Raw genomic sequence first — 25,400 nt, 5'->3', positions numbered from 1 at the left:
ACATTTGAAATGCGTTCCCCCTGTAGGAGCTGCCGAAGGCTGCGATGTTTTGCTGTTAAGGATTACAGGTCGTTGAGGATGTCCGCCATGTCGTCGGCGTGCTCTTCTTCCTGGGCGAGGATGTCTTCGAAAATGCGGCGGGTGGTCGGGTCCTTGTCACCGATGTACTGGATGATTTCGCGGTAGCTGTCGATGGCGATGCGCTCGGCCACTAGATCTTCGTAAACCATTTCCTTGAGTGTGTTGCCGGCCACGTATTGCGCGTGGGACATCTTGCTCAGCAGGTCAGGGTTGAACTCAGGCTCACCGCCCAGTTGCACGATGCGTTCGGCGAGGCGATCGGCATGCTCGGCTTCCTGGTTGGCGTGCTCGAGAAATTCGTCGGCGGCGACGTTGGCTTTCAAGCCGTTGGCCATGAAGTAGTGGCGCTTGTAGCGCAAGGTGCACACCAGCTCGGTGGCCAGCGACTCATTGAGCAAACGCAGTATTTCTTCACGGTTGGCGTTGTAGCCCTCGGTGACCGCGCCGTTTTCCACGTGTTGCCGCGCGCGTTCGCGCAGGGTTTGAACATCAGACAAATGCACGTCACTCATTTCATTCTCCTGGAGGCTAATCCGATAGGCGCCACGTTCTGAAGACGCGGTCGCTACTCAGGGTGTGAGTCTTGAGCGAAGCGAAAAGTTTTATGCGATTTACGCCGGACACGGTGCAGGAACTGTTGAAGACTGCGATGTCCGGAGGGCCTGACGCTGGTCAATTCGGTTTCGGTGGAGCGGATCGTGGCGGGCTGAAGTAGGCTTATCGTTGAGTTGTCATCGTCGAGGTGGATGCTTGGCGGGCGTCTTGCACGTCTGACATCCACCCATCGCGCACAAGGATGTACCCCATGTCGACACGTTATCCACTGGTGCTGGTGCCGGGCATGCTCGGCTTTGTCCGGCTGGTGCTTTATCCGTATTGGTTCGGCATCATCAAGGCCTTGCGCCGTGGTGGTGCGACGGTGGTCGCGGTGCAGGTCTCGCCGCTCAACTCCACTGAGGTGCGCGGCGAGCAATTGCTGGCGCGGATCGAGGAAATCCTCCGCGAGACAGGGGCGCAGAAGGTCAACCTGTTCGGCCACAGTCAGGGCGCGTTGACCGCGCGGTATGCGGCGGCGAAGCGCCCGGATCTGGTCGCCTCGGTAACATCGGTGGCCGGGCCGAATCACGGCTCCGAACTGGCCGATTATCTGGAAAAGCACTATCCCGCCAACAGCGCCAAGGGGCGCTTGCTCGAAGCGTTGCTGCGCCTGATCGGCTGGGTCATGGCATTGCTCGACACTGGTTACCACGGGCCGAAACTGCCGGTAGATATCCACGCTTCCCACCAATCGCTGACCACGGCGGGCGTTGCATTATTCAACCAACGTTATCCACAAGGGCTGCCGGAAACGTGGGGCGGGCAGGGGCCGGAAGAGGTCAACGGTGTGCGCTATTACTCCTGGTCAGGGACGCTGCAACCGGGCAAGACCGATCGTGGCGGCAATCTTTTTGACGGCACCAACCGCAGTTGCCGCTTGTTCGCCAGGACCTTTGTTCGCGAGCCGGGGCAGTGCGACGGCATGGTCGGCCGTTACAGCTCGCATCTGGGCACGGTGATCGGTGATGACTATCCGCTGGATCATTTCGACATCGTCAATCAGTCGCTGGGACTGGTGGGCAAGGGCGCGGATCCGGTAAGGCTGTTTGTCGAGCATGCGGCGCGGCTGGAGGCTGCTGGGTGTTAGCAGTCAAACCGCGTCATCGTTCTTCGCGAGCAGGCTCGCTCCCACATTGAAATGCGGATACCTGTGGGAGCGAGCCTGCTCGCGAAGGGGCCTTATCAGGCAACGCCGACCCGCCGGCCCAGCACCGTGGTCCAGCGCTCCGACAAAACCACCCCAGCCAAGGTCAGCAACCCGCCCACCAGGTGATACATCGCCAACTGTTCCTTCAACACCACCGCCGCAATCAGCGCGGTAATCAATGGCAGCAGATTGAAAAACAGCGTCGTCCGGCTCGGTCCCAGCCGCTGCACTGCTTGCATCCACGCCAGCGGCGCGACCATCGAAGCCAGCAGGCATGCATACAGCACCAGTGGCACGTTCTGCAGGTTCAGCCCGGTCTTGGGCGACATCGCGAACAGCGGAAACAACACCACAATCGCCACCAGCACCTGCAAGTACAGCAGCACCAGTGGCGGCAGGCGCAGTTGCCACTTTTTCAACAGCGTGCTGTAAACGGCGTAGGCCAGCGTGGCGATCAGCATCATCGCATCGCCCAGATTGACCCCGTGTTGCAGCAGCGCACCGAGGCTGCCGGACGACACCACCACCAGCACGCCAGCGAACGACAGCACCGCGCCGACCAAGGCACCAGCGGTCAGGCGCTGGCCGAGGCTGATGATCGCCATGGCCAGCGACATCAATGGCATCAACGACAGGATGATGCCCATGTTGGTCGCGGTGGTCAGTGTTGCGGCGAAATAGGCGAGGCTCTGATACACCGCCATGCCGAGCACGCCGAGTACGAAAATCCGCCTCAGGTTCGGCCGAATTTGCGGCCAGTGGGCGATGACTTTCTTCAGCATGAATGGCGTGAACAGCACGCCGGCCAGCAGCCAGCGATAGAAACCGATCTCGGCGGGGAAGATCGCGCCGACCGCCAGTTTGTTGATCACGGTGTTGCCGGCCCAAATGAAAATCGCCAGCAGGGGAAACGCGTATTGCATGGGACAAAACCAGAACGTTGATGAAGGGCGATTATCGCCTGTCTGGATGCAGGCCTATACTGCGAACCGGACAACCTGCCTCTGCATCCGGACAGCATGAACAGCAAACACATCGATCTGCTCGATTTCAACGAATTGCCGTCAGCGGTGTACTTCCGCTACGCCGATTTCAATGCCCACGAATATGCCGCGCCACACCGGCACCCTTGGGGCACGCTGGAATACGCGGCCCATGGCGTATTGCACATGGATGTCGACGGCAGCCGCTTCATGTCGCCGCCGCAGTATGCGGTGTGGGTGCCGCCCGAGGTCGAGCACAGTTTCTACAGTCATCAGCCAGTCAACTATCGCGCGGTGTGTCTTGATCCAAGCGTTTGCGCACGGTTGCCGGCGCGCGCCTGCACATTGGCGATCAGTGACATTCTCAAGGCGATTCTCAAAGACTTCGCCGCCCGCGATGTGAAGATTCCGGAGCATGAGGCCGATCAGCGTCTGGCCCAGGTATTGGTCGATCAACTGCAACAGGCACCGGTGCAGGAATGTTACCTGCCATATGCGAGCAGCCCGGGCTTACTGACGATTCTCGACGCCTTGCAGGCTGCGCCGGGCGACAACCAACCGTTGGCGCATTGGGCCGCGCAAGTGCATGTCAGCGAGCGCACCCTGGCCCGGCAGTTTGTCCGCGAGCTGGGCATGAGCTTTGGCGAGTGGCGTCAGCGCTTGCGTTATCTGGCGGCGATCGAGGCGCTGGAAACCTCGCGTTCGGTGCAGGAAATCGCTTTCGACCTCGGCTACAGCAGCGGCTCGGCGTTCATCGCCATGTTCGCCCGCCAGGCCGGTTGCCCGCCGGAGCAGTATCGGCGCAGCCACCTCGAGGGCAGGAAGGTGTAACAAGCTTTGACTACACTACGACAGAGGCCGCATCCATCGGTGCGGCAACAAGGAGAAAACTCCATGAAGATGTTGCGTGTGCCGTTGTTGATGATCGGGCTGCTTGTGTGTTCCCAGGGTTTCGCCGCCACGGCGCAACAGAACAAGATGACCACCTGCAATGCCGATGCGACCGCCAAGAGCCTCAAGGGCGACGAGCGCAAGGCGTTCATGAGCACCTGCCTGAAAGCGGCACCCGCAGCCAACGATGGCAAGGAGCTGACACCGCAGCAGCAGAAGATGACCACCTGCAATGCCGATGCGAAAACCAAGGCGCTGACCGGCGATGCGCGCAAGGCGTTCATGAGTGAGTGTCTGAAGAAAAAGTGAAAGGGTAAATAATGTGGTGAGCGTGCCGGCCTCTTCGCGAGCAGGCTCGCTCCCACATTTGAAATGCATTCCCCTGTGGGAGCGAGCCTGCTCGCGAAAGCGTCGCTGAATGCACCGCCAATCCCACGCCCCGCATATCCCTAGTGCTAACCCCGGATCGCTGGCAGACTGCCCATCCTTTCACGCCGTTCGTTTTGAGGCTGTATGCCAACGTTTTCTCAGCGTCATGTTGTGTTCTGGGTCAGTTGCATCATCATTTTTGGCGGTTTGCTGCTGGTGCTGCCGCTGCGCCTGCTGCCGAGCCTGCTGGCCGGGTTGCTGGTGTTCGAGCTGGTGAACATGCTCACCCCGCAACTGCAACGGCTGATCGAAGGGCGGCGTGCGCGCTGGTTGGCGGTGGCGCTGCTCGGCACGCTGGTAGTAAGTGCGCTGGCGCTGATCTTCGCCGGCGCCATCAGTTTCCTCCTGCATGAAGCGGAAAACCCCGGCGCCTCGCTCGATAAATTCATGGGCGTGGTCGATCGCGCGCGCGGACAGTTGCCGCCGTTCATCGACGCTTACCTGCCGGCCAGCGCGGCGGAATTTCGCGTGGCGATCGGCGAGTGGGCGAGCAAGCATCTGGCCGACCTGCAACTGGTCGGCAAGGACGCTGCGCACATGTTCGTCACCCTGCTGATTGGCATGGTGCTCGGCGCGATCATCGCCCTGCAGCGCATCCCCGACGTGACCAAGCGCAAGCCGTTGGCCGCCGCTTTGTTCGACCGTTTGCATCTGCTGGTGCAGGCGTTTCGCAATATTGTCTTCGCGCAGATCAAGATTTCCCTGCTCAACACCGTGTTCACCGGGATCTTCCTCGCGGTGATCCTGCCGATGTTCGGCATCAAGCTGCCGCTGACCAAAACCCTGATCGTGCTGACCTTCCTGCTCGGCCTGCTGCCGGTGATCGGCAACCTGATGTCGAACACGCTGATCACCATCGTCGGCCTGTCGCTGTCGATCTGGGTGGCGATCGCCGCGCTGGGCTACCTGATCGTTATCCACAAGCTCGAATACTTTCTCAACGCGCGCATCGTCGGCGGGCAGATCAGTGCCAAGTCGTGGGAGTTGCTTCTGGCGATGCTGGTGTTCGAAGCCGCGTTCGGCCTGCCGGGGGTGGTGGCGGGACCGATTTATTACGCGTATCTGAAGAGTGAGTTGAAGCTGGGCGGGATGGTCTAAGGCCAGGCAACTGAATTGAATGCATCTGTGGCGAGGGGATTTATCCCCGTTGGCCTGCGCAGCAGGCCCCTGCTTTCAAGCTCAGGAGCGGGGCCGCTTCGCGGCCCAACGGGGATAAATCCCCTCGCCACAGGATAAATCCCCTCGCCACAAAGGCTCTTCGCCACAGATTGTGATCAGGCCATCGAACCGTAGCGCTTCATCGCTTCAATCGCCAAACCGCTACCAATGCTGCCAAAGATGTTGCCTTCGACATGCCGGGCGTTCGGCAGCATTGCCGAGACGCTGTTGCGCAGGGCCGGGATGCCGCTGGAGCCCCCAGTGAAGAACACCGTGTCGACCTGATCGACCGCCACGCCAGCGTCATTCAACAACTGCGTAACGCTGCCGCGCACACGCTCCAGCAAAGCCTCGATCGCCGATTCGAACAACGCGCGGCTCAGCTCGACGCTCAGCCCGGCTTCGATGCGGTCAAGCGGTACGTGGCGGCTGTCGGCGTGGGTCAGCTGGATCTTGGTTTCTTCCACTTCCATCGCCAGCCAGTGCCCGGCGCGCTGTTCGATCAGCTTGAACAGGCGATCGATACCGCCGGTGTCTTCGATGTCGTAGCGCATGCTGCCCAGCGCCAGCGTGGATTTCTGCGAGTACACCGAGTTGATCGTGTGCCAGGTCGCCAGGTTCATGTGGTGGCTGGTTGGCATGTAGGCGCCGCTCTTCATCCGGCTGCCGTAGCCGAACAGCGGCATCAGGCCTTGCAGGCTCAGCTGTTTGTCGAAGTCAGTACCACCGATGTGCACACCGCCGGTGGCGAGGATGTCATCGTGACGGTTGTCGACACCACGGCGCTCGGGCGACAGGCGCACCAGCGAGAAGTCAGAGGTACCACCGCCGATGTCGACGATCAGTACCAGCTCTTCTTTCTCGATGGTCGACTCGTAGTCGAACGCTGCCGCGATCGGTTCGTACTGGAACGACACATCTTTGAAACCGATTTTGCGCGCCACCTCGACCAGGGTGTCTTCGGCTTCCTGGTCAGCCAGCGGATCGTCATCGACGAAGAACACCGGACGGCCCAGCACCACTTGCTCGAATTCCCGACCGGCGGCGGTTTCGGCGCGGCTCTTGAGCTGGCCGATGAACAGCCCGAGCAGGTCCTTGAACGGCATCGCCGTGCCGAGGACGCTGGTGTCGTGCTTGATCAGCTTGGAGCCGAGCAGGCTTTTCAACGAGCGCATCAGCCGGCCTTCGTAGCCTTCCAGATACTCGTGCAGGGCCAGGCGGCCGTAGACCGGGCGACGTTCCTCGATGTTGAAGAAGACCACCGACGGCAGGGTGATCTTGTCGTCTTCCAGCGCGATCATGGTGTCCATGCCGGGGCGCAGCCAGCCGACGGTGGAGTTGGACGTGCCGAAGTCGATGCCGCAGGCACGGGCTGGAGAGGCGTCTTTCATGTCTTTCGGTTTCCGGTCAAAAAAACGGCCGCGCAGTGTATGCCAGTGCGCGGCAGATTCGAAGGCCGGTCATCCGCTATTTCGCCGGCAGACAGCTTGAAAAGCGCCGCTTCGCCCCAAACTTGCTGGCATGGGCCGGCAGACACACCGGCGGTCGCAAGAGCCGTCGTCCACTGCCGATAAACTTCTGCGGCGCCACCCGGTCACAAACTTGAGATCGGTCAACCCGGCACGTGCCAATCGGCGCATGCTGGTCTCGGCGCGAAATCGATAACGGATGGTGATCCTTCCATGGACTTCAAAGACTATTACAAGATACTCGGCGTGGAGCCGACAGCCGACGACAAGGCCATCAAGGCGGCCTATCGCAAGCTGGCGCGCAAATACCACCCCGATGTCAGCAAGGAAAAAGACGCCGAGGCCAAGTTCAAGGACGCCTCGGAAGCCTATGAAGCGCTGAAAAGCGCCGACAAGCGCGCCGAATACGACGAACTGCGCCGTTATGGCCAGCACGGTCAGCCGTTCCAGGGCCCGCCGGGCTGGCAGAGCCGTGGCGGCTTCGGCGGTGGCGACACGGGCGACTTCTCGGATTTCTTCAGTTCGATCTTCGGCAATCGCGGCCCCGGTTTCGGTGGCGCCGAGAGCCGCCAATCACGCGGACGCCGAGGGCAAGACGTGGAAATGGAACTGCCGGTCTTCCTCGAAGAAACCCTGTCGAACGAATCGAAGAAAGTCACCTTTCAGGTGCCGCAATACAACGCGCACGGCCAGCATGTCAGCAACACCAGCAAGAGCCTGAACGTGAAGATTCCGGCCGGCGTTACCGACGGCGAGCGGATTCGCCTGAAAGGCCAGGGCGCACCGGGCATCGGTGGCGGGGCGAATGGCGATCTGTACCTGACCATCCGGTTTGCGCCGCACCCGAAATTCGACGTTGAAGGCGAGAACCTGATCATCACCTTGCCCCTGGCTCCGTGGGAATTGGCATTGGGCACTGAAGTGGCCGTGCCGACCTTGACCGGCAAGATCAACCTCAAGGTCCCGGCCGGCAGCCAGAACGGCCAGCGCATGCGCGCCAAGGGCCATGGCCTGCTGAACAAGGCCGGCGAACGCGGTTACCTGTTCGTGCAGCTCAAGGCCGTGATGCCGAAAGCCTCCGACGAGGAGGTCAAGGCGCTGTGGCAGGAACTGGCGAAGAAAGCCGCCTTCAATCCGCGAGAGAACTTCTGAACCCGACGACGGAGTAGCCCATCATGAGCAGCCCCCTGATCGTTCAACTGGACCTGGCAGAATTCTGTGAGGCGGCCGATTTGTCGGACGTCTACGTGATCGAAATCGTCGAGCACGGCATCCTCGAACCTCAGGGCGCGCAGCCCCGGGAATGGCGTTTCACCGATTACGAATTGGCCTTGGCCAAGCGCGCGGCGAAGCTGCGCCGTGATCTGGAACTGGAGTGGGAAGGCGTGGCGCTGGCGCTGGATCTGCTGGACGAGGTGAAGCAGTTGCGCGCCGAGAACCGCATGTTGCGTCAACGGTTGGGGCGGCTGGTGGTCGAATAAGTTGTTTGAGGCGATGAGGTCTGTTTCGGCCTCATCGCGAGTCGGCCCGCTTGTGCCGGGTTAGTGTTTGCGAGTGTTTCACCCGGTATGAACCGGCTGGATGGTCTGATAGTTTTCCGGGCACATGTTGGCAATGGATGCCGACGGTCGTAGCGCCAGCCAGGCCGGCCAGCGCTGCGCAATCTTTGCAAGGAAGCCTGTCAATGCCAGTCAGACCCAAGCCGCCCAAGCCGGGCGCAGTCGATATCACCACCCCTGGGCGCACAACCCGGGATTCCGCCACGCACGGTATCGAGTCGCCGCACCTGACCCCCGGTCCGTTCATTCGCAAGACCCCGCCCGATACCAGCGAACCCGGCAGTAGCACGCAGCAAATGGAAATTGCAGCCACGCCGCACAGCGTGCAAGTCCATCCGACGCCGTCTACGTCGGGTTCCGTCCCAACGGTTGCAGCCTCCGCGCTGGAGCGTTACCTGATTGCCTCGACAGCCCCTCTACCGCAAGCGGACGTTGACGGGTTTCGCCTATTCAAGGGGCGCCAATACGCGGACTTGCAGGGCGGCGGTACGGTGCTGATCGGCGTCGATGCCGAGACCGGTCTGCATCGGGCCCGGGTGTCCAGCGAGCTGCAGCCGTCCGGTCCTGTGCTTGCCTACGATGCGTTGAACAAGCACTGGTACTCGCTGGAGGATTTCAGCACATCGCCGGACGCCGCCGTTGTACCGGGTAAAAGCCGCAGGGCGGCGCGGCAGAGTGATGAAGACTATGAGTCAGCCCTTGAAGAGCTGCCCGACGATGTCGATGCGGCAGATGAACATTTCTATCTGGCGTCCGAGTCGATGCCCTTCAAACCTTTCACTGCTGACGAGTTGAGTGCAATGCGCAGCGAAACGCGCTTTTCGTTTCTCAGCAATCGGCCCGGGGTCTACGACCGAGCCAATAACGGCAAATATCCATTCCGGGACATCGCCGGCACGCCTATCCGCATAAAGAAGCTCCAGACCCTCGTGCGTTTCGAAGACGGCGGCCGATACACCTCCGAGCAGATCAAGCCGTACATCAAGTTTGGCGCCTACGAGCATGTCGCGCGGCTGTATGAAGAAAAGCTGCAATGGCGACTTTTCACCGAGGCCGACATGCGTGCGCCCGGAGAGCGGGCCCTGGTCGGCCAGTCCATGGTGGTTGCCAACCGGCGCATCAGCCGAGGCGAGGTGGTCGGCGTCTATGCTGGCGCCATCATGCCAGGACGTCTTGTGCCGCTCCCCCAGCAGTCATACACCATGAAGGTCGGCGTGCGTTACCAGCCAGGACCTGGATATCTGATCCCCGTCCAGCTGGCGATGGTCGGTGACACGATCATCTCCAGGATCAATACGCATTTCTGGTACAACGCAACGGGCAAGCCGGTTCGCCAGGCCACGGATGGTTATAACGTCGAATTCGTGCCATTCGATGTTGAAGCGCAACAGTTGATAGGCAAGGAACTGGTCACCCGCGACTTCATTCTCAACGCCATCTTCGCTACCGAAGATATTCCGGCAGGAACCGAATTACGCATCAATTACAACTACAGCGACGCGGACATCGCGAAGTTGTTTCCGTGATCGCCTGAGCGATAGCTGCTGAATACGAACCAGCGAGTCCGTATTCAGCGCGCCCCCTAATCAAAACAGAAAATAGCGCTGCGCCATCGGCAGCGTTTCCGCCGGCTCGCACCACAGCAACACACCATCGGCCTTGACCTGATAGGTCTGCGGATCGACATCGATGTTCGGCAGATAGTCGTTGTGGATGAGGTCGGTTTTCTGCACGTCGCGGCAGCCCTTCACCACAGCGATCTGCTTCTTCAATCCCAAGGCCTCTGGCAATCCGGCCTCCTGCGCCGCCTGGCTGATAAAGGTCAGGCTGGTGGCGTGCAGCGAGCCACCGTAGCTGGCGAACATCGGGCGGTAATGCACCGGTTGCGGTGTCGGAATCGAGGCGTTGGCATCGCCCATCAGGCTGGCGGCAATCGCACCGCCCTTGAGGATCAGCGTCGGTTTCACGCCGAAAAACGCCGGGCGCCACAGCACCAGATCGGCCCACTTGCCGACTTCGATCGAGCCGACTTCATGGCTGATGCCATGGGTAATCGCCGGGTTGATGGTGTACTTGGCGATGTAACGCTTGGCGCGGAAGTTGTCGTTGCCCTCGCCGTCCTGCGGCAGTGGGCCGCGCTGTTTTTTCATCTTGTCGGCGGTCTGCCAGGTGCGCGTGATGACTTCACCGACGCGGCCCATGGCCTGACTGTCGGAGCTGATCATCGAGAACGCGCCGAGGTCGTGGAGGATGTCTTCAGCGGCAATGGTTTCGCGGCGGATACGGCTTTCGGCGAAGGCGACGTCTTCGGCAATACTCGGGTCGAGGTGGTGGCAGACCATCAGCATGTCGAGGTGTTCGTCGATGGTGTTGCGGGTGAACGGCCGGGTCGGGTTGGTCGAACTCGGCAGCACGTTGGGGAAACCGCAGGCCTTGATGATGTCCGGCGCGTGGCCGCCACCGGCACCTTCGGTGTGATAGGTGTGGATGGTGCGGCCCTTGAATGCGCCGAGGGTGGTTTCGACGAAGCCGGATTCGTTGAGGGTGTCGGTGTGGATCGCCACCTGCACGTCGTACTGATCGGCAACGTTGAGGCAGTTGTCGATGCTCGCCGGGGTGGTGCCCCAGTCTTCGTGCAGCTTGAGGCCGATGGCGCCGGCCTTGACCTGTTCGATCAACGGCTCCGGCAGGCTGGCGTTGCCTTTGCCGGTGAGGCCGATGTTCATCGGGAAGGCATCGGCGGCCTGGAGCATGCGCGCCAGATGCCACGGGCCGGAGGTGCAGGTGGTGGCGTTGGTGCCGGTAGCGGGACCGGTGCCGCCGCCGATCATGGTGGTGACGCCGCTCATCAACGCTTCTTCGATCTGCTGTGGGCAAATGAAGTGGATATGCGTGTCGATGCCGCCAGCGGTGAGGATCATGCCTTCGCCGGCAATCACTTCGGTGCCGGCGCCGATGGCGATGGTCACGTTGGGCTGCACGTCGGGGTTGCCGGCCTTGCCGATCGCGGCGATGCGCCCGTCCTTGAGGCCGACGTCGGCCTTGACGATGCCCCAGTGGTCGATGATCAGCGCGTTGGTGATCAGCGTGTCGACCACTTCGGCGGCGAGCAACTGGCTCTGGCCCTGGCCGTCGCGGATGACTTTGCCACCACCGAACTTCACTTCCTCGCCGTAGGTGGTGAAGTCCTTTTCGACTTCGATCCACAGCTCGGTATCGGCCAGGCGCACCTTGTCGCCGACGGTGGGGCCGAACATGTCGGCGTAGGCGCTTCTAGAAATCTTCATGTGCTTGCCTTGGGATTCAATGATCGTTCCCACGCTCTGCGTGGGAATGCCGCCATGGACGCTCTGCGTCCGCCTTTTGTGACGCGGAGCGTCACGGGATGCATTCCCACGCGGAGCGTGGGAACGATCCGTCAGTCGAGGTCACCCATGATGCGGCCGGCAAAGCCGAACACCCGGCGATGTCCGGCGTAATCCACCAGCTCGACCTCACGGCTCTGGCCAGGCTCGAAGCGCACCGCCGTGCCCGCCGGAATATTCAGGCGCATGCCGCGACTGGCGGCACGGTCGAAGGTCAGCGCGTCGTTGGTTTCGAAAAAGTGAAAGTGCGAACCGACCTGGATCGGCCGGTCGCCGCTGTTGGCGACTTTCAGGCTCACGGTGCGGCGGCCGACGTTGAGTTCGATGTCGCCGGGCTGGATCTGGTATTGGCCAGGAATCATCGCTGGGCTCCTTGCAGGACTTTGTAATAGAGAGCGGTCGGGCGATAGGTGCCGTTGGGATCGCAGGCGTAATCGGGAATTTCGCCGGCGCGCACGTAGCCCAGCGCCTTGTAGAAATCTTCTGCCGGCGAGCCGGCCTCGGTGTCGAGATAGAGCATGCCGCGCTTGTGCTTGGGCGCTTCGAGTTCCAGCGCCTGCATCAGTTGCTGGCCGAGGCCACGGCGCCGCGCGTGTTCGCGCACCAGCAGTTTCTGTACTTCGGCGCGGTTCAGGCCATTGGCCTTCTGGCATAGGCCCAGTTGCACGCTGGCCAGCACCTGCTCGTCCTTCACCACCACCCAGAGCAGCGTGCTGCCCTTGTTGATGTTGTCCTGCACCTCATCGAAATACGCGCGGGCCTGGGCGGCATCGAGGTCGGCCATGAAGCCGACGCTGGCGCCGTAACCGACGGCGTCGAGCAGCAGATCGATCAGGCCCTGGCGATAGTGGGCAAAGCTTTCAGCGTTGACGCGGCGCAACTGGGCGGCGTTCATCGACATCACTCCTTGTGGGCACCCGGCGGCTGTGCGCCGGGATTGAGGGTCAACTGCATGAAGGTCAGATCGAGCCAGCGGCCGAACTTGGTGCCCACTTGCGGCATCTGCCCGGTGATGCGGAAACCGGCGCGCTCGTGCAGGCGGATCGACGCGGCGTTGCCGCTTTCGATGGCGGCGACCATGACGTGTTTGCCGCAGGCTCTGGCGCGTTCGATCAGGGCAGTCATCAGTTGCGGGCCGAGGCCGTTGCCGCGTTGATCGCTTCGCACGTACACCGAGTGCTCGACGGTGTGGCGGAAGCCATCGAACGGCCGCCAGTCGCCGAACGAGGCATAACCCAGCACTGCGTTTTCACGGTCGGCGATCACCAGAATCGGGTACGCCTGCAACTGACGCGCGTCGAACCATGCCTGGCGATTGCCGAGGTCGACCGCTTGTTCGTTCCAGATCGCCGTGGTGTTGAGCACGGCGTCGTTGTAGATGTCGCGGATCGCCGGCAGGTCGGCCCGGCTCGCATCGCGAATGCTGTAAGTCATGGCGCGGCCTCAGGCGATCGGCTGGTGAACGGTGACCAGTTTGGTGCCGTCGGGGAACGTCGCCTCGACCTGGATCTCCGGGATCATTTCCGGGATGCCTTCCATCACTTGCTCGCGGCTGAGCAGGGTGGTGCCGTAATGCATCAGCTCGGCCACGGTCTGGCCGTCGCGGGCGCCCTCGAGCAGCGCGGCGGAGATGTAGGCCATGGCTTCCGGGTAGTTGAGTTTCACGCCACGGGCCAGCCGCCGCTCGGCGACGAGGCCGGCGGTGAAGATCAGCAGCTTGTCTTTTTCGCGTGGGGTCAGGTCCATTGTTGGAATCCAATATCGGCAGTTAAGAATGATCAGGTCGATCGCGATCTGTAGGAGCTGCCGAAGGCTGCGATCTTTTGATCTTGCTGTTAAAGATCAAGATCAAAAGATCGCAGCCTCGTTTCACTCGTCAGCTCCTACAGGGCAATGCATTTCAGGTGTTCCAGATTCGGGGGGGCATGGCCTCGCGGCCCAGCAGCGCAGGCCTTAGCAGTCGCCATAAATCAATCAGCCAGGCGCGGGCGAGTAACGCTTCACCGGCCAGACACCGCGCCACCAGCAACCCTGGCAACTGGGTCAAGTCTCCACGCACTTCGTGCCCCAGCGAGCGGCAGCGCTCCAGCAACCCGGCGTCTATCTCACCGGTCACCAGCATCGTTGCGAACACCGGTTGCCCATCCAGGCCGATCGGCGAGTCGAGTAAACCGTCCGCACCGACAATGCGCTGCCGTTCGTGCCAGAGCAACTGACCATCGCGGCGGATATCCAGGTGCGCCTGAAAATGCCCGAGGTCAAAACGCTCGCCGCTGGCCGGACGACCGAGCGCCACCACGTCCCAGTAGAACAGCCGCGCATCGCCTTCAAGCTCGATCGTTGTGCTCAACTCGGCCTGCGCGGCGCTGTAGACGATGGTTTCCTGCGGCAGCCATTCCAGAGTCGCACCGGCAGCGACTTGCAAGTCGAGCTGCTGATAAGCCGGCCCGCCCGCGCGATACCACTTGGCGGCGCCGGGGCTGGTGATCTGTGCCCAGGCGTTGTGCTCGACGCGCGCGCTGATATCGAGCCGATCACCACCGGCAATTCCGCCCGGTGGGTGGACGATGATGTGCTGGCAGACCTCGGGGCCTTCGGCGTACAGATGCTTTTGCACCCGCAGCGGGCCGAGGTGACGGCGCATGACCGGGCGCGTGCAATCGCCGAAACGCGCGTAGGCCAGTTCCAGCTCGGCGTGCCAGCTCGGGGTAAACAGGGCAGGTGCAACAATCGAATTCATGGTTTTGTGATTATCGTTAGGAAGCTACAGATTAGACCGGCGCGTTAGATCGTGACCAGCCCGCGTACACCCTCGGCCTCCATATTTTCACCGCGACCCTGCTGGACGATCTCGCCCCGCGACATCACCAGGTATTGATCGGCCAGTTCGGCGGCGAAATCGTAGAACTGCTCGACCAGCAGAATCGCCATGTCACCGCGCGCCGCGAGCTGCTTGATCACCGCGCCGATTTCCTTGATCACCGACGGTTGAATGCCTTCGGTCGGCTCATCAAGAATCAGCAGGCGCGGGCGGCTGGCCAATGCGCGGCCGATCGCCAGTTGCTGTTGCTGACCACCGGACAGATCGCCGCCACGGCGCTGCTTCATTTGTAGCAGCACCGGGAACAATTCGTAGATGAAACCTGGAACTTCTTTGGCTTCTGAGCCTGGAAAGCGCGACAGGCCCATCAGCAGATTTTCTTCTACCGTCAGGCGCCCGAAGATCTCACGGCCCTGCGGCACGTAGGCGATACCGGCATGCACACGCTGATGCGGTTTGAACGTGGTGATCGGTTTGCCTTCCCAGTTCACCGCACCTTCCTTGGCCGGCAGCAGGCCCATCAGGCATTTGAGCAGGGTGGTCTTGCCCACGCCGTTACGGCCGAGCAGGCAGGTCACTTCGCCGACCTTCACGTCAAAGCTCAGGCCGCGCAGGATGTGGCTACCGCCGTAGTACTGATGCAGCTTGTCGACTTGCAGCATGTCCAAATTCTCCCCGGTGATCGTTCCCACGCTCTGCGTGGGAACGCATCCCGTGACGCTCCGCGTCACATAACGGCGGACGCAGAGCGTCCATGGCGGCATTCCCACGCAGAGCGTGGGAACGATCTAGGTCTTCAGCGGCCGAGGTAGACCTCGATCACCCGCTCGTTTTCCTGCACTTGCTCAAGCGAGCCTTCCGCCAGCACGCTGCCCTGATGCAGCACCGTGACGTGGTCGGCAATCGAGCCGACAAAGCCCATGTCGTGCTCGACCACCATCAGCGAATGCTTGCCGGCCAGCGATTTGAACAGCTCAGCGGTGAACTCGGTTTCGGCGTCGGTCATGCCCGCCACCGGTTCGTCGAGCAGGAGCAATTGCGGGTCCTGCATCAGCAACATGCCGATCTCGAGAAACTGCTTCTGGCCGTGAGACAACAGCCCGGCCTGGCGATTGACCGAGGTGGTCAGGCGAATCGTCTCGAGCACTTCGCTGATGCGATCCTTCTGCTCGCCACTCAAGCGCGCACGCAAACTGGCCCACACCGACTTGTCGGTCTTCTGCGCCAGCTCCAGGTTTTCAAACACGCTCAAGGCTTCGAATACCGTCGGTTTCTGAAACTTGCGGCCGATGCCGGACTGGGCAATCTGCACTTCGCTCATCTGCGTCAGATCCAGGGTTTCGCCGAACCAGGCCTTGCCGTGGCTGGGCCGGGTCTTGCCGGTGATCACGTCCATCAGCGTGGTCTTGCCCGCGCCGTTGGGGCCGATGATGCAGCGCAGTTCGCCGACGCCGATGTACAGGTTGAGATTGTTCAGCGCACGGAAGCCGTCGAAGCTGACGCTGATGTCTTCCAGGGTCAGGATCGTGCCGTGGCGCGTATCGAGGCCGGGGCCGACGCGCTGGCCGAGGCCGATCGAGTCGCGGCTGGTGCCTTCGTCCTTGTTCGGTTCCACGGGGAAAAACGCCGGCTCCAGCATGAATTCAGCACTCGCTGTGACTCTCATTGTTCACCTCGTTTCTTCAGCAGACCGATCACGCCCTTGGGCAGGTACAACGTCACGACGATGAACAGCGCGCCGAGGAAGAACAGCCAGTATTCCGGGAAGGCCACGGTGAACCAGCTCTTCATGCCGTTGACCACGCCGGCGCCGAGCAGCGGACCGATCAGCGTGCCGCGCCCGCCGAGGGCGACCCACACCGCCGCTTCGATCGAGTTGGTCGGCGACATTTCGCTGGGGTTGATGATGCCGACTTGCGGCACGTACAGCGCTCCGGCGAGGCCGCACAGCACCGCACTCAGCACCCAGACGAACAGCTTGAAACCGCGCGGGTCGTAGCCGCAGAACATCAAACGGTTTTCTGCATCGCGCAGCGCCGTCAGCACGCGGCCGAACTTGCTCTGCGCCAGGCGCCAGCCGATGAACAGGCTCGCCACCAGCAACAACACCGTGGCCAGAAACAGCACCGCGCGGGTGCCCGGTTCGGTGATGCCGAAACCGAGGATCGTGCGGAAATTGGTGAAGCCGTTGTTGCCGCCAAACCCGGTCTCGTTGCGGAAAAACAGGAGCATGCCGGCGAAGGTCAGCGCCTGGGTCATGATCGAGAAATACACGCCCTTGATCCGCGAACGGAAGGCGAAAAAACCGAACACCAGCGCCAGCAGACCCGGCGCCAGCACCACCAGACACATGGCCCAGAGGAAGCTGCTGGTGCCGGTCCAGTACCACGGCAATTCGCTCCACGACAGGAAAGTCATGAACGCTGGCAAGCCATCGCCGGCCGCCTGACGCATCAGGTACATGCCCATCGCGTACCCGCCGAGGGCGAAGAACAGACCGTGGCCCAGCGACAGCAGGCCGGCGTAACCCCAGACCAGATCCAGCGCCAGGGCGACGATGGCGTAGCAGAGGATTTTGCCGACCAGGGTCAGCGTGTAGGCCGAGACGTGCAGGGCATTGTCTGGCGCGAGCAGTGACAGCAGCGGCAGAACGATCAGCAGCGCGAGGATTACCCCGCCGACCGCGAGCGTGACTTTTGGCCCGGCCTTTTGTGTGGCCGTGACTAACAGAGGCTGGTTCATCAGTCGATCACCCGTCCTTTCAGTGCGAAGAGGCCTTGCGGACGTTTCTGAATGAACAGAATGATCAGCGCGAGGATCAGGATCTTGCCGAGCACCGCACCGATCTGCGGTTCGAGAATTTTGTTGGCGATGCCCAGGCCGAACGCGGCTAGCACGCTACCGGCCAATTGGCCGACGCCGCCGAGCACCACCACCAGGAACGAGTCGATGATGTAGCTCTGGCCAAGGTCGGGACCGACGTTGCCGATCTGGCTCAGCGCCACGCCGCCCAATCCGGCGATGCCCGAGCCGAGACCGAAGGCGAGCATGTCCACGCGCCCGGTTGGCACGCCGCAGCAGGCGGCCATGTTGCGGTTCTGGGTAACGGCGCGCACGTTGAGGCCGAGGCGGGTCTTGTTCAGCAGCAGCCAGGTCAGCACCACCACGAACAATGCGAAAGCGATGATGACGATGCGGTTGTACGGCAGCACCAGGTTCGGCAGCACTTGAATACCGCCGGACAGCCACGCCGGGTTAGCCACTTCAACGTTCTGCGCACCGAACAACAAACGCACAAGCTGAATCAGCATCAGGCTGATGCCCCAGGTCGCGAGCAGGGTTTCCAGCGGCCGACCATAGAGATGGCGAATAACCGTGCGCTCCAGCGCCATGCCAATGGCGGCGGTGACGAAGAACGCCACTGGCAGCGCGATCAGCGGATAGAACTCGATGGCCTGCGGCGCGTAACGCTGAAACATCAGCTGCACGACATAGGTCGAGTAGGCGCCGAGCATGAGCATCTCGCCGTGAGCCATGTTGATCACCCCGAGCAGGCCGAAGGTGATCGCCAGACCGAGGGCAGCGAGCAGCAGAATCGAGCCCAGCGACATGCCGCTGAAGGCCTGGCCGAGCACTTCGCCGATCAGCAATTTGCGCTTGACCTGCGCGAGGCTGGTTTCGGCGGCGGTGCGCACGCCGGCATCGCTTTCCACGCCCGGTTCGAGCAGACCTTCAAGGCGCGTGCGTGCCAGCGGGTCGCCGGTTTCACCGAGCAACCGCACCGCTGCAAGGCGCACCGCCGGGTCGCTGGCGACCAGTTGCAGATTGGCCAGCGCCAGGCTCAAGGCGGCATGCACGCTTTCATCTTTTTCCCCGGCGAGCTGCCGGTCGAGAAATTTCAGCTGCGCGGGTTTCGCGCTTTTCTGCAATTGCTGCGCGGCGCCCAGACGGATCTTGCTGTCAGCGGCGAGCAATTGATGGCTGGCCATCGCGGTGTCGATCAGACCCCGCAGGCGATTGTTCAGGCGCAGGGTTTTCGCTTGGCCGTCGATCGTCAGCTCGCCTTGCTGCAGGGCGTTGAGCAATTCGATACGCGCCGGATCGGGCTGCGCGGCCCAGGCTTCCAGCAGTTTGGCCTGTTGCATCGGATTGGCCGCGACGAAGTCTTCGGCATCGCCAGCGCGGGCCAGGAGTGGCAGCAACAGTGCGATGGCACAGATAAATCGGAAAAGGGCAGTGGGCATAGTCAGTCGCCTTGACGCGGACATTGTGGGAGCGAGCCTTTGTGGCGAGGGGATTTATCCCCGCTCGGCTGCGAAGCAGTCGTGATATCGGTCGACGCGATCGATCTGATACACCGCGACTGATGGCGTTGGGGCTGCTTCGCAACCCATCGGGGATAAATCCCCTCACCACAAAGGTCCGCTCTCACAGGGAATTGCATCAGCCTCACGCCAGGCGCGAGACTGACATCCGGTGACTCAGTTGCTCTTCACCGCATAATCCGGCTTCTTGTCATTGCCCTGAATGAACGGGCTCCACGGTTGTGCGCGGATCGGGCCTTCGGTCTGCCACACGACGTTGAACTGACCGTCGCTCTGGATTTCGCCGATCATCACTGGCTTGTGCAGGTGGTGGTTGGTCTTGTCCATGGTCAGGGTGTAGCCCGATGGCGCAGCAAACGTCTGCCCGGCCAGCGCTTCACGCACTTTGTCGACGTCAGTGGATTTGGCTTTCTCGACCGCCTGCGCCCACATGTGGATGCCGACGTAGGTGGCTTCCATCGGGTCGTTGGTCACGGCTTTATCGGCGCCCGGCAGATTGTGTTTCTTCGCATAGGCTTTCCAGTCCGCGACGAATTTCTTGTTCGCAGGATTTTCCACCGACTCGAAGTAGTTCCACGCCGCGAGGTTGCCCACCAGCGGTTTGGTGTCGATGCCGCGCAGTTCTTCTTCGCCGACCGAGAACGCCACCACCGGTACATCGGTAGCCTTCAGGCCCTGGTTGGCCAGCTCTTTATAGAACGGCACGTTGGAGTCGCCATTGACGGTGGAGATGACGGCAGTCTTGCCGCCAGCGGAGAACTTTTTGATGTTGGCAACGATGGTCTGGTAATCGCTATGACCGAACGGCGTGTAGACCTCTTCGATGTCCTTGTCGGCCACGCCTTTGGAGTGCAGGAACGCGCGCAGGATCTTGTTGGTGGTGCGCGGGTAGACGTAGTCGGTGCCGAGCAGGAAGTAGCGCTTGGCGCTGCCGCCTTCTTCGCTCATCAGGTATTCAACGGCGGGGATCGCTTGCTGGTTCGGCGCGGCGCCGGTGTAAAAGACGTTCGGCGACATCTCTTCGCCTTCGTACTGCACCGGATAGAACAGCAGGCCGTTGAGCTCTTCGAACACCGGCAGTACCGATTTGCGCGATACCGAGGTCCAGCAGCCGAACACCACCGCGACCTTGTCCTGGGTCAGCAGCTGTCGGCCCTTTTCGGCGAACAACGGCCAGTTGGAAGCGGGATCGACCACTACCGGCTCGAGCATCTTGCCGTTCACGCCGCCCTTGGCGTTGATCTCGTCGATGGTCATCAGCGCCATGTCCTTGAGCGACGTTTCGGAGATCGCCATGGTCCCGGACAACGAATGCAGAATCCCGACCTTGATGGTCTCGGCGGCCTGGACAGTCCAGGTCATGCCCATCGCGGCAATGGATGCCGTGAGTGTGAAAGCCTTGATCAAACTGCGACGCTTCATTGTGCGATCTCCATGAACATTCGATTTTTTCTGGTTGGCAGATGCGGACGACTGAAGGTGTGTTTTGCAAAGGCTGTGCCCGGTCGCGTTCAGGCAAGAAAATGTCGTGCCAGAGCGCTTGCGCGCTGTGGGCGTGCACCAGGAGGGGACGGTAGTCGGGCGGTGGTGCGTCCAGTTGCGCCAGATTGGGGCGCAGCTGTCGCGCAGATGCGGATACAGAAACGATAAACATGTACCACAGCAGGTGAAAACCGACGGCCCACACTCACGCGCTCATCCCGATTCTCTGCGCAGGTTTTTATGAGTCATGTCTCAGGCCGATCCGGTCGTACCGCAAGTTCTTCAGCAACGTTCAAGCTGCCGCCACTGAGCCCGGCCTTTCTGACTGAAGAGGACGCCGCCTATTGGGTGCATACGCGGATTCCACTGAATCCGGACAAAGAGTACGGCAGCGTGATCCTGCTGCGTCCGGACGGGAAATTGCTCGCCACTTCACCCATCGCCGGGCAAGCCACGGGTTTTGACTTCGGCACAATTGTGCAGACCGATGTCCTTGGCGGCATGCTTCATCCGCTGGGCTACCGGTGCGTCGCCAGCGTTCACAGCCATCCGCCGATCCATGCCGAGTTCCGCAATGGCAATCGCCGTCAGGATGAAACGCTGCTCCGGCTGTTCATGAGTTTCTATTCAGGCGGCGATTTCATTGGCGATGTGTCGGCGCGGGATTTTTTCCGCAGCGCTTACCTTTCAGGCCCGGATGGCAGCTTGCTCAAATACGTCTCGAGCGGCTCGCCCGAGGAACGCGACTACTTCCTCTGGCAGCAGTCCGGCGGGCCGTCGGGCCATCCGGCTGGGGCCTATGACGTGATGGCGGTGATCAACAAGCTGGCGACCGTGGGTGAACTCAAAGTCATTGTTTCGAATGCCGACTGGGGCTACTCGGTGGGGCGCGTACCTGCGGACTGGAAGGCCGGCGCGTCGTTTTCAAAAGGTGTGGTCACCGAACTGCCGCTGATGACCCGTGTATGCGTCAATGCCGAACGCGCCGTGCTGGCCGCGTTGAAATCAAGAGGCGCGCAGACGACAGGCCTGATCTTGAAAAAACTGACCGGCGAGGAGTATGTCGCCATCCATGCGCGCCCGGCCGGACTGGCGGCATGGGATCCTGAGCGAATATTTCCGGTTGATGCCCAGGGGCAATTGCAGCTGCCCAGGGGTTATTTGCTGGAGGGCTTTTACTTCGCCTCGCGGCCCGACCCTGCACAGTTTCCGCCCGCTCAGCCGTGGCTCTACGAGAACTTCTTCACGCCCCGAGAGATCGCCGTCGCTATCGAAGCGAATGCCCGCAGCCAACATCTGGCGCAAGCAGGGCGTGCGTTGTCGCTGTACATGCGGGCGCAGGATCATGCGATGTTGAAGTACCGCTTCAGCGGCGATTCGATCGAAGCGGCACTGAGCGTTACGCAGTCGGACGGCACGGTCAGTGACAATGGTGTGCAGGCAAGGCTATTGGCCGGCACACTGGATACCCGCGCATTTGTTTCGATGCTGGTACTGGCCGGGACCCTGGAGGTCGTGCGCGGCAGTGCGTTGTGGGCGCATCTGGGGCCGGTGGATGTGCAATGGCAGCCCTTCGCCAATTTCCCCTGGCCGCGATTGAGCCGGGCTTTTCTGGCGGCCGATGATGCGGTTCGCCATGCCCATGAGCTCGTGGGCATTCGCCGTGATCAGCAGTACGCGGGGTATGTTTTTCAGCGTAGCGACAAGCGTTTCGTGGTGACCGAACCCTTGCCCGGGGATATCGATACGCTCAGCCAGGGGCGGCTTTATCCTCTGGACAATCACGGTCGGCCGGTGTTTCCAGACGACCACACCATGCATGCGCGTTATGTCGCTCACGTTGCGCTTTCGCAACTTGACCCGGTGCATATCCGGTATCTGCGCTGGACCCGTGCCGAGGCTCTGCTGGATGTGCAGATGCTCAACGTTGACGAGCTGCGGCAGACCCTGGTCGACGGGATCGCTCTGTATTGCTCTGGTGCCGGTGACAGCCTGATCAGGTTCCAGCCCTACACCACCATCGTCGCCAGGGAGCTGGCCAGGCGCCTCGGCACTGGCAAGCACCCGGGCGAGCTAGCCAGTGCGCTGCGCAACGGCACTGAACGGCCACAAGCCTTTGTGCGTGAACAGGCGCAGGCCGGCGTCTTGTTCAACCTGATCGATCACGCACTGTGGGGCTATCGCGGGCAAATCGGCGCTGACTGGAGCCTGCCAATAGCGTCAGTGGCTGAACCAGGCGAGTCTGAGCCGCCGCTGCCGACGTTACCGAAACCGTCATTGCCAGATCTTTCTTTGCAGCCATATCCGCCAACGCAAGTGCCTGCGCCTGGCGCCACGACAATGCCGTGGAAGCGTCCTGCGAGGATTTTCTTTGGTGCGGTGTTTTCCTCGGCGGACGAGGCAGCACTGAGTCAATCCAGTACTGACGTGCATTTGCACGACGAGAAGAAAACCTGGTTCGGCTTCATTCTCAAGCACGTGGGGCGGGAGGAATACATCGCCAGCGAGCTGATACCCGTCAGCGATAGCGGCACTAATCTGTTTCGTCAGGAGTCGGTGTTCAGTTCCAGCAGGACAGCTCCCTGGTATCAGTACCCGGATGGCTTCGACCTGCATGCCGTGTATTACATGCACCAGCGAATCGGGGAAACCTTGCGCCATCCCCAGGACTGGCTCGCGCATTACTTCGTCACGCCAGAGACGCTGACCGTTGCCATGTATCTCTCCGAGCGGCGCCCGGTCGTCGCCACTGGCCGCCACAGAACTTTGTATATCGCCACTGGTGATGGTGCTCTGCTCAGGTATGTGTTCAACAGCTCCAGCAAGTTGTTCTACAACGACAGCTCGCAGACGACGCTGCAAACGCTCAAGGACGATCTCGCTGCGCAAAGGCTGTTGCCATCCGACTTCGTGCACACCGTGGTCGACAGTGGTCAACTTGACGTGCTGCGTACGAGTCTGTGCTGGGACCGGCCGGGTTTGGTCAAGAAAACCTGGCAGCCTTACGCAAATCTGCAGCGACGCGCCCTGGGGCCGGTTTTTCACAGTGCCGACGATGCGGCGGTGCATGCCCGATCGCTGTTGCCGCAGAGCACCGACAAGCTCTATGGCGGTGTCATTCTGAAACGCTCCGACGGCCTCTACGTCGCTACCTTGCCGATTGAAGTGACACGCGAAAATTTCGACAGTAGCGAGATCATCGCCGACGAGGCTCGCGCTGCCGGACTGTTTCCAGAAAATTGCCGGATCGTTGCGCGTTACCGCTCCAGAGTCCCGAGGGAGCTGTCGGTAGCGTTTTCGGCCATCGACAAACAGATCTACTTGAACATGCTGTCGGTCGACACCTTGTACTCGGCATTCACGCGCAAGCCTGTGGTCTGGGATGAATACCTGTTTGCGCCGGACGGTGCGACGATTCGCTATCAGCCTGGGTTGTGGGAGCGTCTGCGCGCCGATCTGTCGATTGCCCTGACGGCAAGCAATAGCCTGCCCGCATCACTGGATGGCGAGACCATCAAGCAGCGCCTTTACAGCGGTGAATTGAAACCGATCGACTGGATCGACTCGCTCGCCAGAACCGGTTATTTGCAGGTCGTCACCGGCAGTGACCTGTGGGGCCTGCCCCGGCAAGTATCGCGCTGGGTGCCGTTCTCCGCCGATCTGCAGATCGTGACGGATTACAGCAAAGCCGCTGCTGCGGCGGTGTGCAGCCCGTTATACCTTCAGGCGGATGCGGCCGCTCGATATGTCCATGAGCTGGCGGTGAGCCGTGATACGCAGACTTTCGGTGTCATCCTGCGCTCGGCCGGCGGTGTGTTTCTTGCCAGTCTGCCGCTGACTGCACAACGGTCTGCGCTGGCGCTGGACCGGATCTTCGAGCAAGGGCGACTGCCATCAGGCTTGCTGCTGGATTCGATTTATCTGCGCGCCGTCCTGCCGCCGCTTGGCGCACGGCCCAGGGATATCCGGCATGTGCTGATCATGCCCAGCGAAGTCCAGCAGGCGTGTCGACGGGCCAGTACGCCACAGGGTTACAAGCCGATCTACTTCTCCTGCGCCGACGGAGCGCTGCTGAGGCTGCAACTGCACGCGTTCGAGCCCGGCACATTCTTCGACCGGTTCGGGCAAGTGGAATTGCGCCCCAACGCTTTTGTGTCAATGGAGCAGGCGGCTATTGATGAACGCAACAACAGCAAGGGCACCTTCAGCCTTGTTGAATACGTAAATCGGATGGCGCGAGCCGGTGACCTGCATGTCATTGAAACCAGCCCCTGCTGGTCTCGCCGTGGTCGGGTCGGGGAGGGCTGGCAACCGGGCCTTGCCGAGATATCTCGTGAGCGCCATTGGCAAAATCATCCGGTTCCGGCGCTGGGACCGATCTTCCAGCATTCCGACGATGCTGCCCGCTATGCCCAGCAACGGACCGACAATGAAATACTCGGTCGGACCGGCTATGAGGGCGCGGTTCTCGGGGAAGAGTCCGGCCAGCGCTTTGTCCCGCTGGAGCCTGTTGCGTGGTTCGCCAACGAGGAAAATCTTCGTCTGCGTCTTTTCCGTACCGCCAAGGACCCTGCGACCGACTGGCGCCGACCTGCACCGCGCTTCCCTGACGGTTATGCCGTCGTGGCCAGTCATCAATTCAGCCTGTCGGGCAATACCTTGCTGGTCGCTGACAACGAACAGATCCGCAGTAATTTCGCCGAACCCGCGCTGGTGTATGCACACACCCACGAGTTGAAAAACCAAGGTTTCGATATTCGTGGGTATTACTACTCCACGCCCGGCCATGAGTTGCTCAAATACACGCCAGTGTACTCAGACGCCGAACGGGATCTGCTGCTGACCCGTTCGGTCGTTTATGAAAACGGGCAATGGGTCAGCCGCCTCACGCCTGGGCAATTTGTCTCCCGACTCCTGCAATTGGGCGAATTTCAGGTGTTGGTGGCAGGCGCGTATTGGCGCCATACCGGGCACCTGGGCACTGGTTGGCGAATCCGTCGGCAACAGCCGGCGGCCGAAGGTGCCGTGCGGATCAGAGATGAGTTGTAATTCGCATGCCGAGTCGAGCGCGGGCCACTGAGCCCGCGCCACAC

22 protein-coding genes are annotated in these 25,400 nt (G+C 61.4%); 8 read left to right on the top strand and 14 right to left on the bottom strand.

Annotation, left to right across the window (positions count from 1 at the left end; all coding sequences use genetic code 11):
- Positions 1–62: 62 nt before the first annotated feature.
- A complete protein-coding gene (locus AB4N47_RS20210) occupies positions 63–593 on the bottom strand; it encodes a ferritin-like domain-containing protein (RefSeq protein WP_016771904.1) in 531 nt (176 codons plus the stop codon).
- A 293-nt stretch (positions 594–886) separates the two neighbouring features.
- Here AB4N47_RS20210 and AB4N47_RS20205 point away from each other — a divergent pair, with 293 nt between their 5' ends.
- Positions 887–1,765: an esterase/lipase family protein gene (locus AB4N47_RS20205; RefSeq protein ID WP_341638497.1), complete on the top strand. Its 879-nt coding sequence runs from the start codon at positions 887–889 to the stop codon at positions 1,763–1,765.
- 95 nt (positions 1,766–1,860) lie between these two features.
- On the opposite strand, the gene AB4N47_RS20200 is transcribed toward AB4N47_RS20205, so the two are convergent.
- Positions 1,861–2,748 carry a DMT family transporter gene (locus AB4N47_RS20200; RefSeq protein ID WP_341638498.1) on the bottom strand — a complete coding sequence of 296 codons (888 nt, stop codon included), beginning with the start codon at positions 2,746–2,748 and terminating at the stop codon, positions 1,861–1,863.
- A 96-nt stretch (positions 2,749–2,844) separates the two neighbouring features.
- Between AB4N47_RS20200 and AB4N47_RS20195 the strand changes: the two genes are divergently transcribed.
- From AB4N47_RS20195 to AB4N47_RS20185, 3 genes are all read left to right on the top strand, one after another.
- A complete protein-coding gene (locus tag AB4N47_RS20195; RefSeq protein ID WP_341638499.1) occupies positions 2,845–3,639 on the top strand; it encodes an AraC family transcriptional regulator in 795 nt (264 codons plus the stop codon).
- 63 nt (positions 3,640–3,702) lie between these two features.
- Positions 3,703–4,008 carry a PsiF family protein gene (locus AB4N47_RS20190; RefSeq protein ID WP_016771900.1) on the top strand — a complete coding sequence of 102 codons (306 nt, stop codon included), beginning with the start codon at positions 3,703–3,705 and terminating at the stop codon, positions 4,006–4,008.
- 204 nt (positions 4,009–4,212) lie between these two features.
- Positions 4,213–5,226, top strand: coding sequence for an AI-2E family transporter (locus AB4N47_RS20185; protein ID WP_016771899.1), 1,014 nt, complete (start codon positions 4,213–4,215; stop codon positions 5,224–5,226).
- Positions 5,227–5,402: 176 nt separating this feature from the next.
- On the opposite strand, the gene AB4N47_RS20180 is transcribed toward AB4N47_RS20185, so the two are convergent.
- Positions 5,403–6,677 carry an Hsp70 family protein gene (locus AB4N47_RS20180; protein WP_130929365.1) on the bottom strand — a complete coding sequence of 425 codons (1,275 nt, stop codon included), beginning with the start codon at positions 6,675–6,677 and terminating at the stop codon, positions 5,403–5,405.
- A 291-nt stretch (positions 6,678–6,968) separates the two neighbouring features.
- Between AB4N47_RS20180 and AB4N47_RS20175 the strand changes: the two genes are divergently transcribed.
- The 3 genes from AB4N47_RS20175 to AB4N47_RS20165 all read left to right on the top strand — a co-directional run bounded on the left by AB4N47_RS20175 (position 6,969) and on the right by AB4N47_RS20165 (position 9,840).
- Positions 6,969–7,907: a DnaJ C-terminal domain-containing protein gene (locus AB4N47_RS20175; RefSeq protein ID WP_341638500.1), complete on the top strand. Its 939-nt coding sequence runs from the start codon at positions 6,969–6,971 to the stop codon at positions 7,905–7,907.
- A 23-nt stretch (positions 7,908–7,930) separates the two neighbouring features.
- On the top strand, positions 7,931–8,236 hold the full coding sequence (locus tag AB4N47_RS20170) for a chaperone modulator CbpM (protein WP_016771896.1): 306 nt from the start codon (positions 7,931–7,933) through the stop codon (positions 8,234–8,236).
- 203 nt (positions 8,237–8,439) lie between these two features.
- On the top strand, positions 8,440–9,840 hold the full coding sequence (locus AB4N47_RS20165; protein ID WP_341638501.1) for a hypothetical protein: 1,401 nt from the start codon (positions 8,440–8,442) through the stop codon (positions 9,838–9,840).
- A 60-nt stretch (positions 9,841–9,900) separates the two neighbouring features.
- Here AB4N47_RS20165 and ureC read toward each other — a convergent pair whose 3' ends face one another.
- The 11 genes from ureC to urtA all read right to left on the bottom strand — a co-directional run bounded on the left by ureC (position 9,901) and on the right by urtA (position 20,247).
- Positions 9,901–11,601, bottom strand: coding sequence for an urease subunit alpha (gene ureC, locus AB4N47_RS20160; protein WP_071174262.1), 1,701 nt, complete (start codon positions 11,599–11,601; stop codon positions 9,901–9,903).
- 131 nt (positions 11,602–11,732) lie between these two features.
- Positions 11,733–12,041 (bottom strand): urease subunit beta, encoded by a 309-nt coding sequence (locus tag AB4N47_RS20155; protein ID WP_016771893.1) that lies wholly within the window; start codon positions 12,039–12,041, stop codon positions 11,733–11,735.
- Positions 12,038–12,574 carry a GNAT family N-acetyltransferase gene (locus AB4N47_RS20150; RefSeq protein WP_073471741.1) on the bottom strand — a complete coding sequence of 179 codons (537 nt, stop codon included), beginning with the start codon at positions 12,572–12,574 and terminating at the stop codon, positions 12,038–12,040. The genes AB4N47_RS20155 and AB4N47_RS20150 overlap by 4 nt, the downstream gene beginning before the upstream one ends.
- Before the next feature lie 5 nt (positions 12,575–12,579).
- Positions 12,580–13,113 carry a GNAT family N-acetyltransferase gene (locus tag AB4N47_RS20145; RefSeq protein WP_341638502.1) on the bottom strand — a complete coding sequence of 178 codons (534 nt, stop codon included), beginning with the start codon at positions 13,111–13,113 and terminating at the stop codon, positions 12,580–12,582.
- Between the two features lie 9 nt (positions 13,114–13,122).
- The gene (gene ureA, locus AB4N47_RS20140; protein WP_007937143.1) at positions 13,123–13,425 is read right to left on the bottom strand and encodes an urease subunit gamma; all 303 of its coding nucleotides are present in this window, start codon (positions 13,423–13,425) and stop codon (positions 13,123–13,125) included.
- A 154-nt stretch (positions 13,426–13,579) separates the two neighbouring features.
- Positions 13,580–14,419, bottom strand: coding sequence for an urease accessory protein UreD (locus AB4N47_RS20135; RefSeq protein ID WP_341638503.1), 840 nt, complete (start codon positions 14,417–14,419; stop codon positions 13,580–13,582).
- Between the two features lie 44 nt (positions 14,420–14,463).
- Positions 14,464–15,162: an urea ABC transporter ATP-binding subunit UrtE gene (urtE, locus tag AB4N47_RS20130; protein ID WP_016771889.1), complete on the bottom strand. Its 699-nt coding sequence runs from the start codon at positions 15,160–15,162 to the stop codon at positions 14,464–14,466.
- A 134-nt stretch (positions 15,163–15,296) separates the two neighbouring features.
- On the bottom strand, positions 15,297–16,166 hold the full coding sequence (urtD, locus tag AB4N47_RS20125; protein ID WP_016771888.1) for an urea ABC transporter ATP-binding protein UrtD: 870 nt from the start codon (positions 16,164–16,166) through the stop codon (positions 15,297–15,299).
- Complete coding sequence (gene urtC / locus AB4N47_RS20120) at positions 16,163–17,242, bottom strand: urea ABC transporter permease subunit UrtC (protein ID WP_041480690.1); 1,080 nt, start codon at positions 17,240–17,242, stop codon at positions 16,163–16,165. Before urtC ends, urtD begins: the two co-directional genes overlap by 4 nt.
- A complete protein-coding gene (urtB, locus tag AB4N47_RS20115; protein WP_341638504.1) occupies positions 17,242–18,744 on the bottom strand; it encodes an urea ABC transporter permease subunit UrtB in 1,503 nt (500 codons plus the stop codon). The genes urtC and urtB overlap by 1 nt, the downstream gene beginning before the upstream one ends.
- A 237-nt stretch (positions 18,745–18,981) precedes the next feature.
- Entirely contained in the window at positions 18,982–20,247 is a 1,266-nt protein-coding gene (urtA, locus tag AB4N47_RS20110; protein WP_056787644.1) for an urea ABC transporter substrate-binding protein, read from the bottom strand.
- A 300-nt stretch (positions 20,248–20,547) separates the two neighbouring features.
- On the opposite strand from urtA, the gene AB4N47_RS20105 reads away from it, so the two are divergent.
- Positions 20,548–25,356, top strand: a complete 4,809-nt coding sequence (locus AB4N47_RS20105; RefSeq protein WP_341638505.1) for a DUF4329 domain-containing protein — start codon at positions 20,548–20,550, stop codon at positions 25,354–25,356.
- The last annotated feature ends 44 nt before the right edge of the window (positions 25,357–25,400 follow it).

It is taken from the genome of Pseudomonas sp. S3_G06, assembly GCF_054667565.1.
This window is presented reverse-complemented; position numbering and strand designations above follow the sequence as displayed.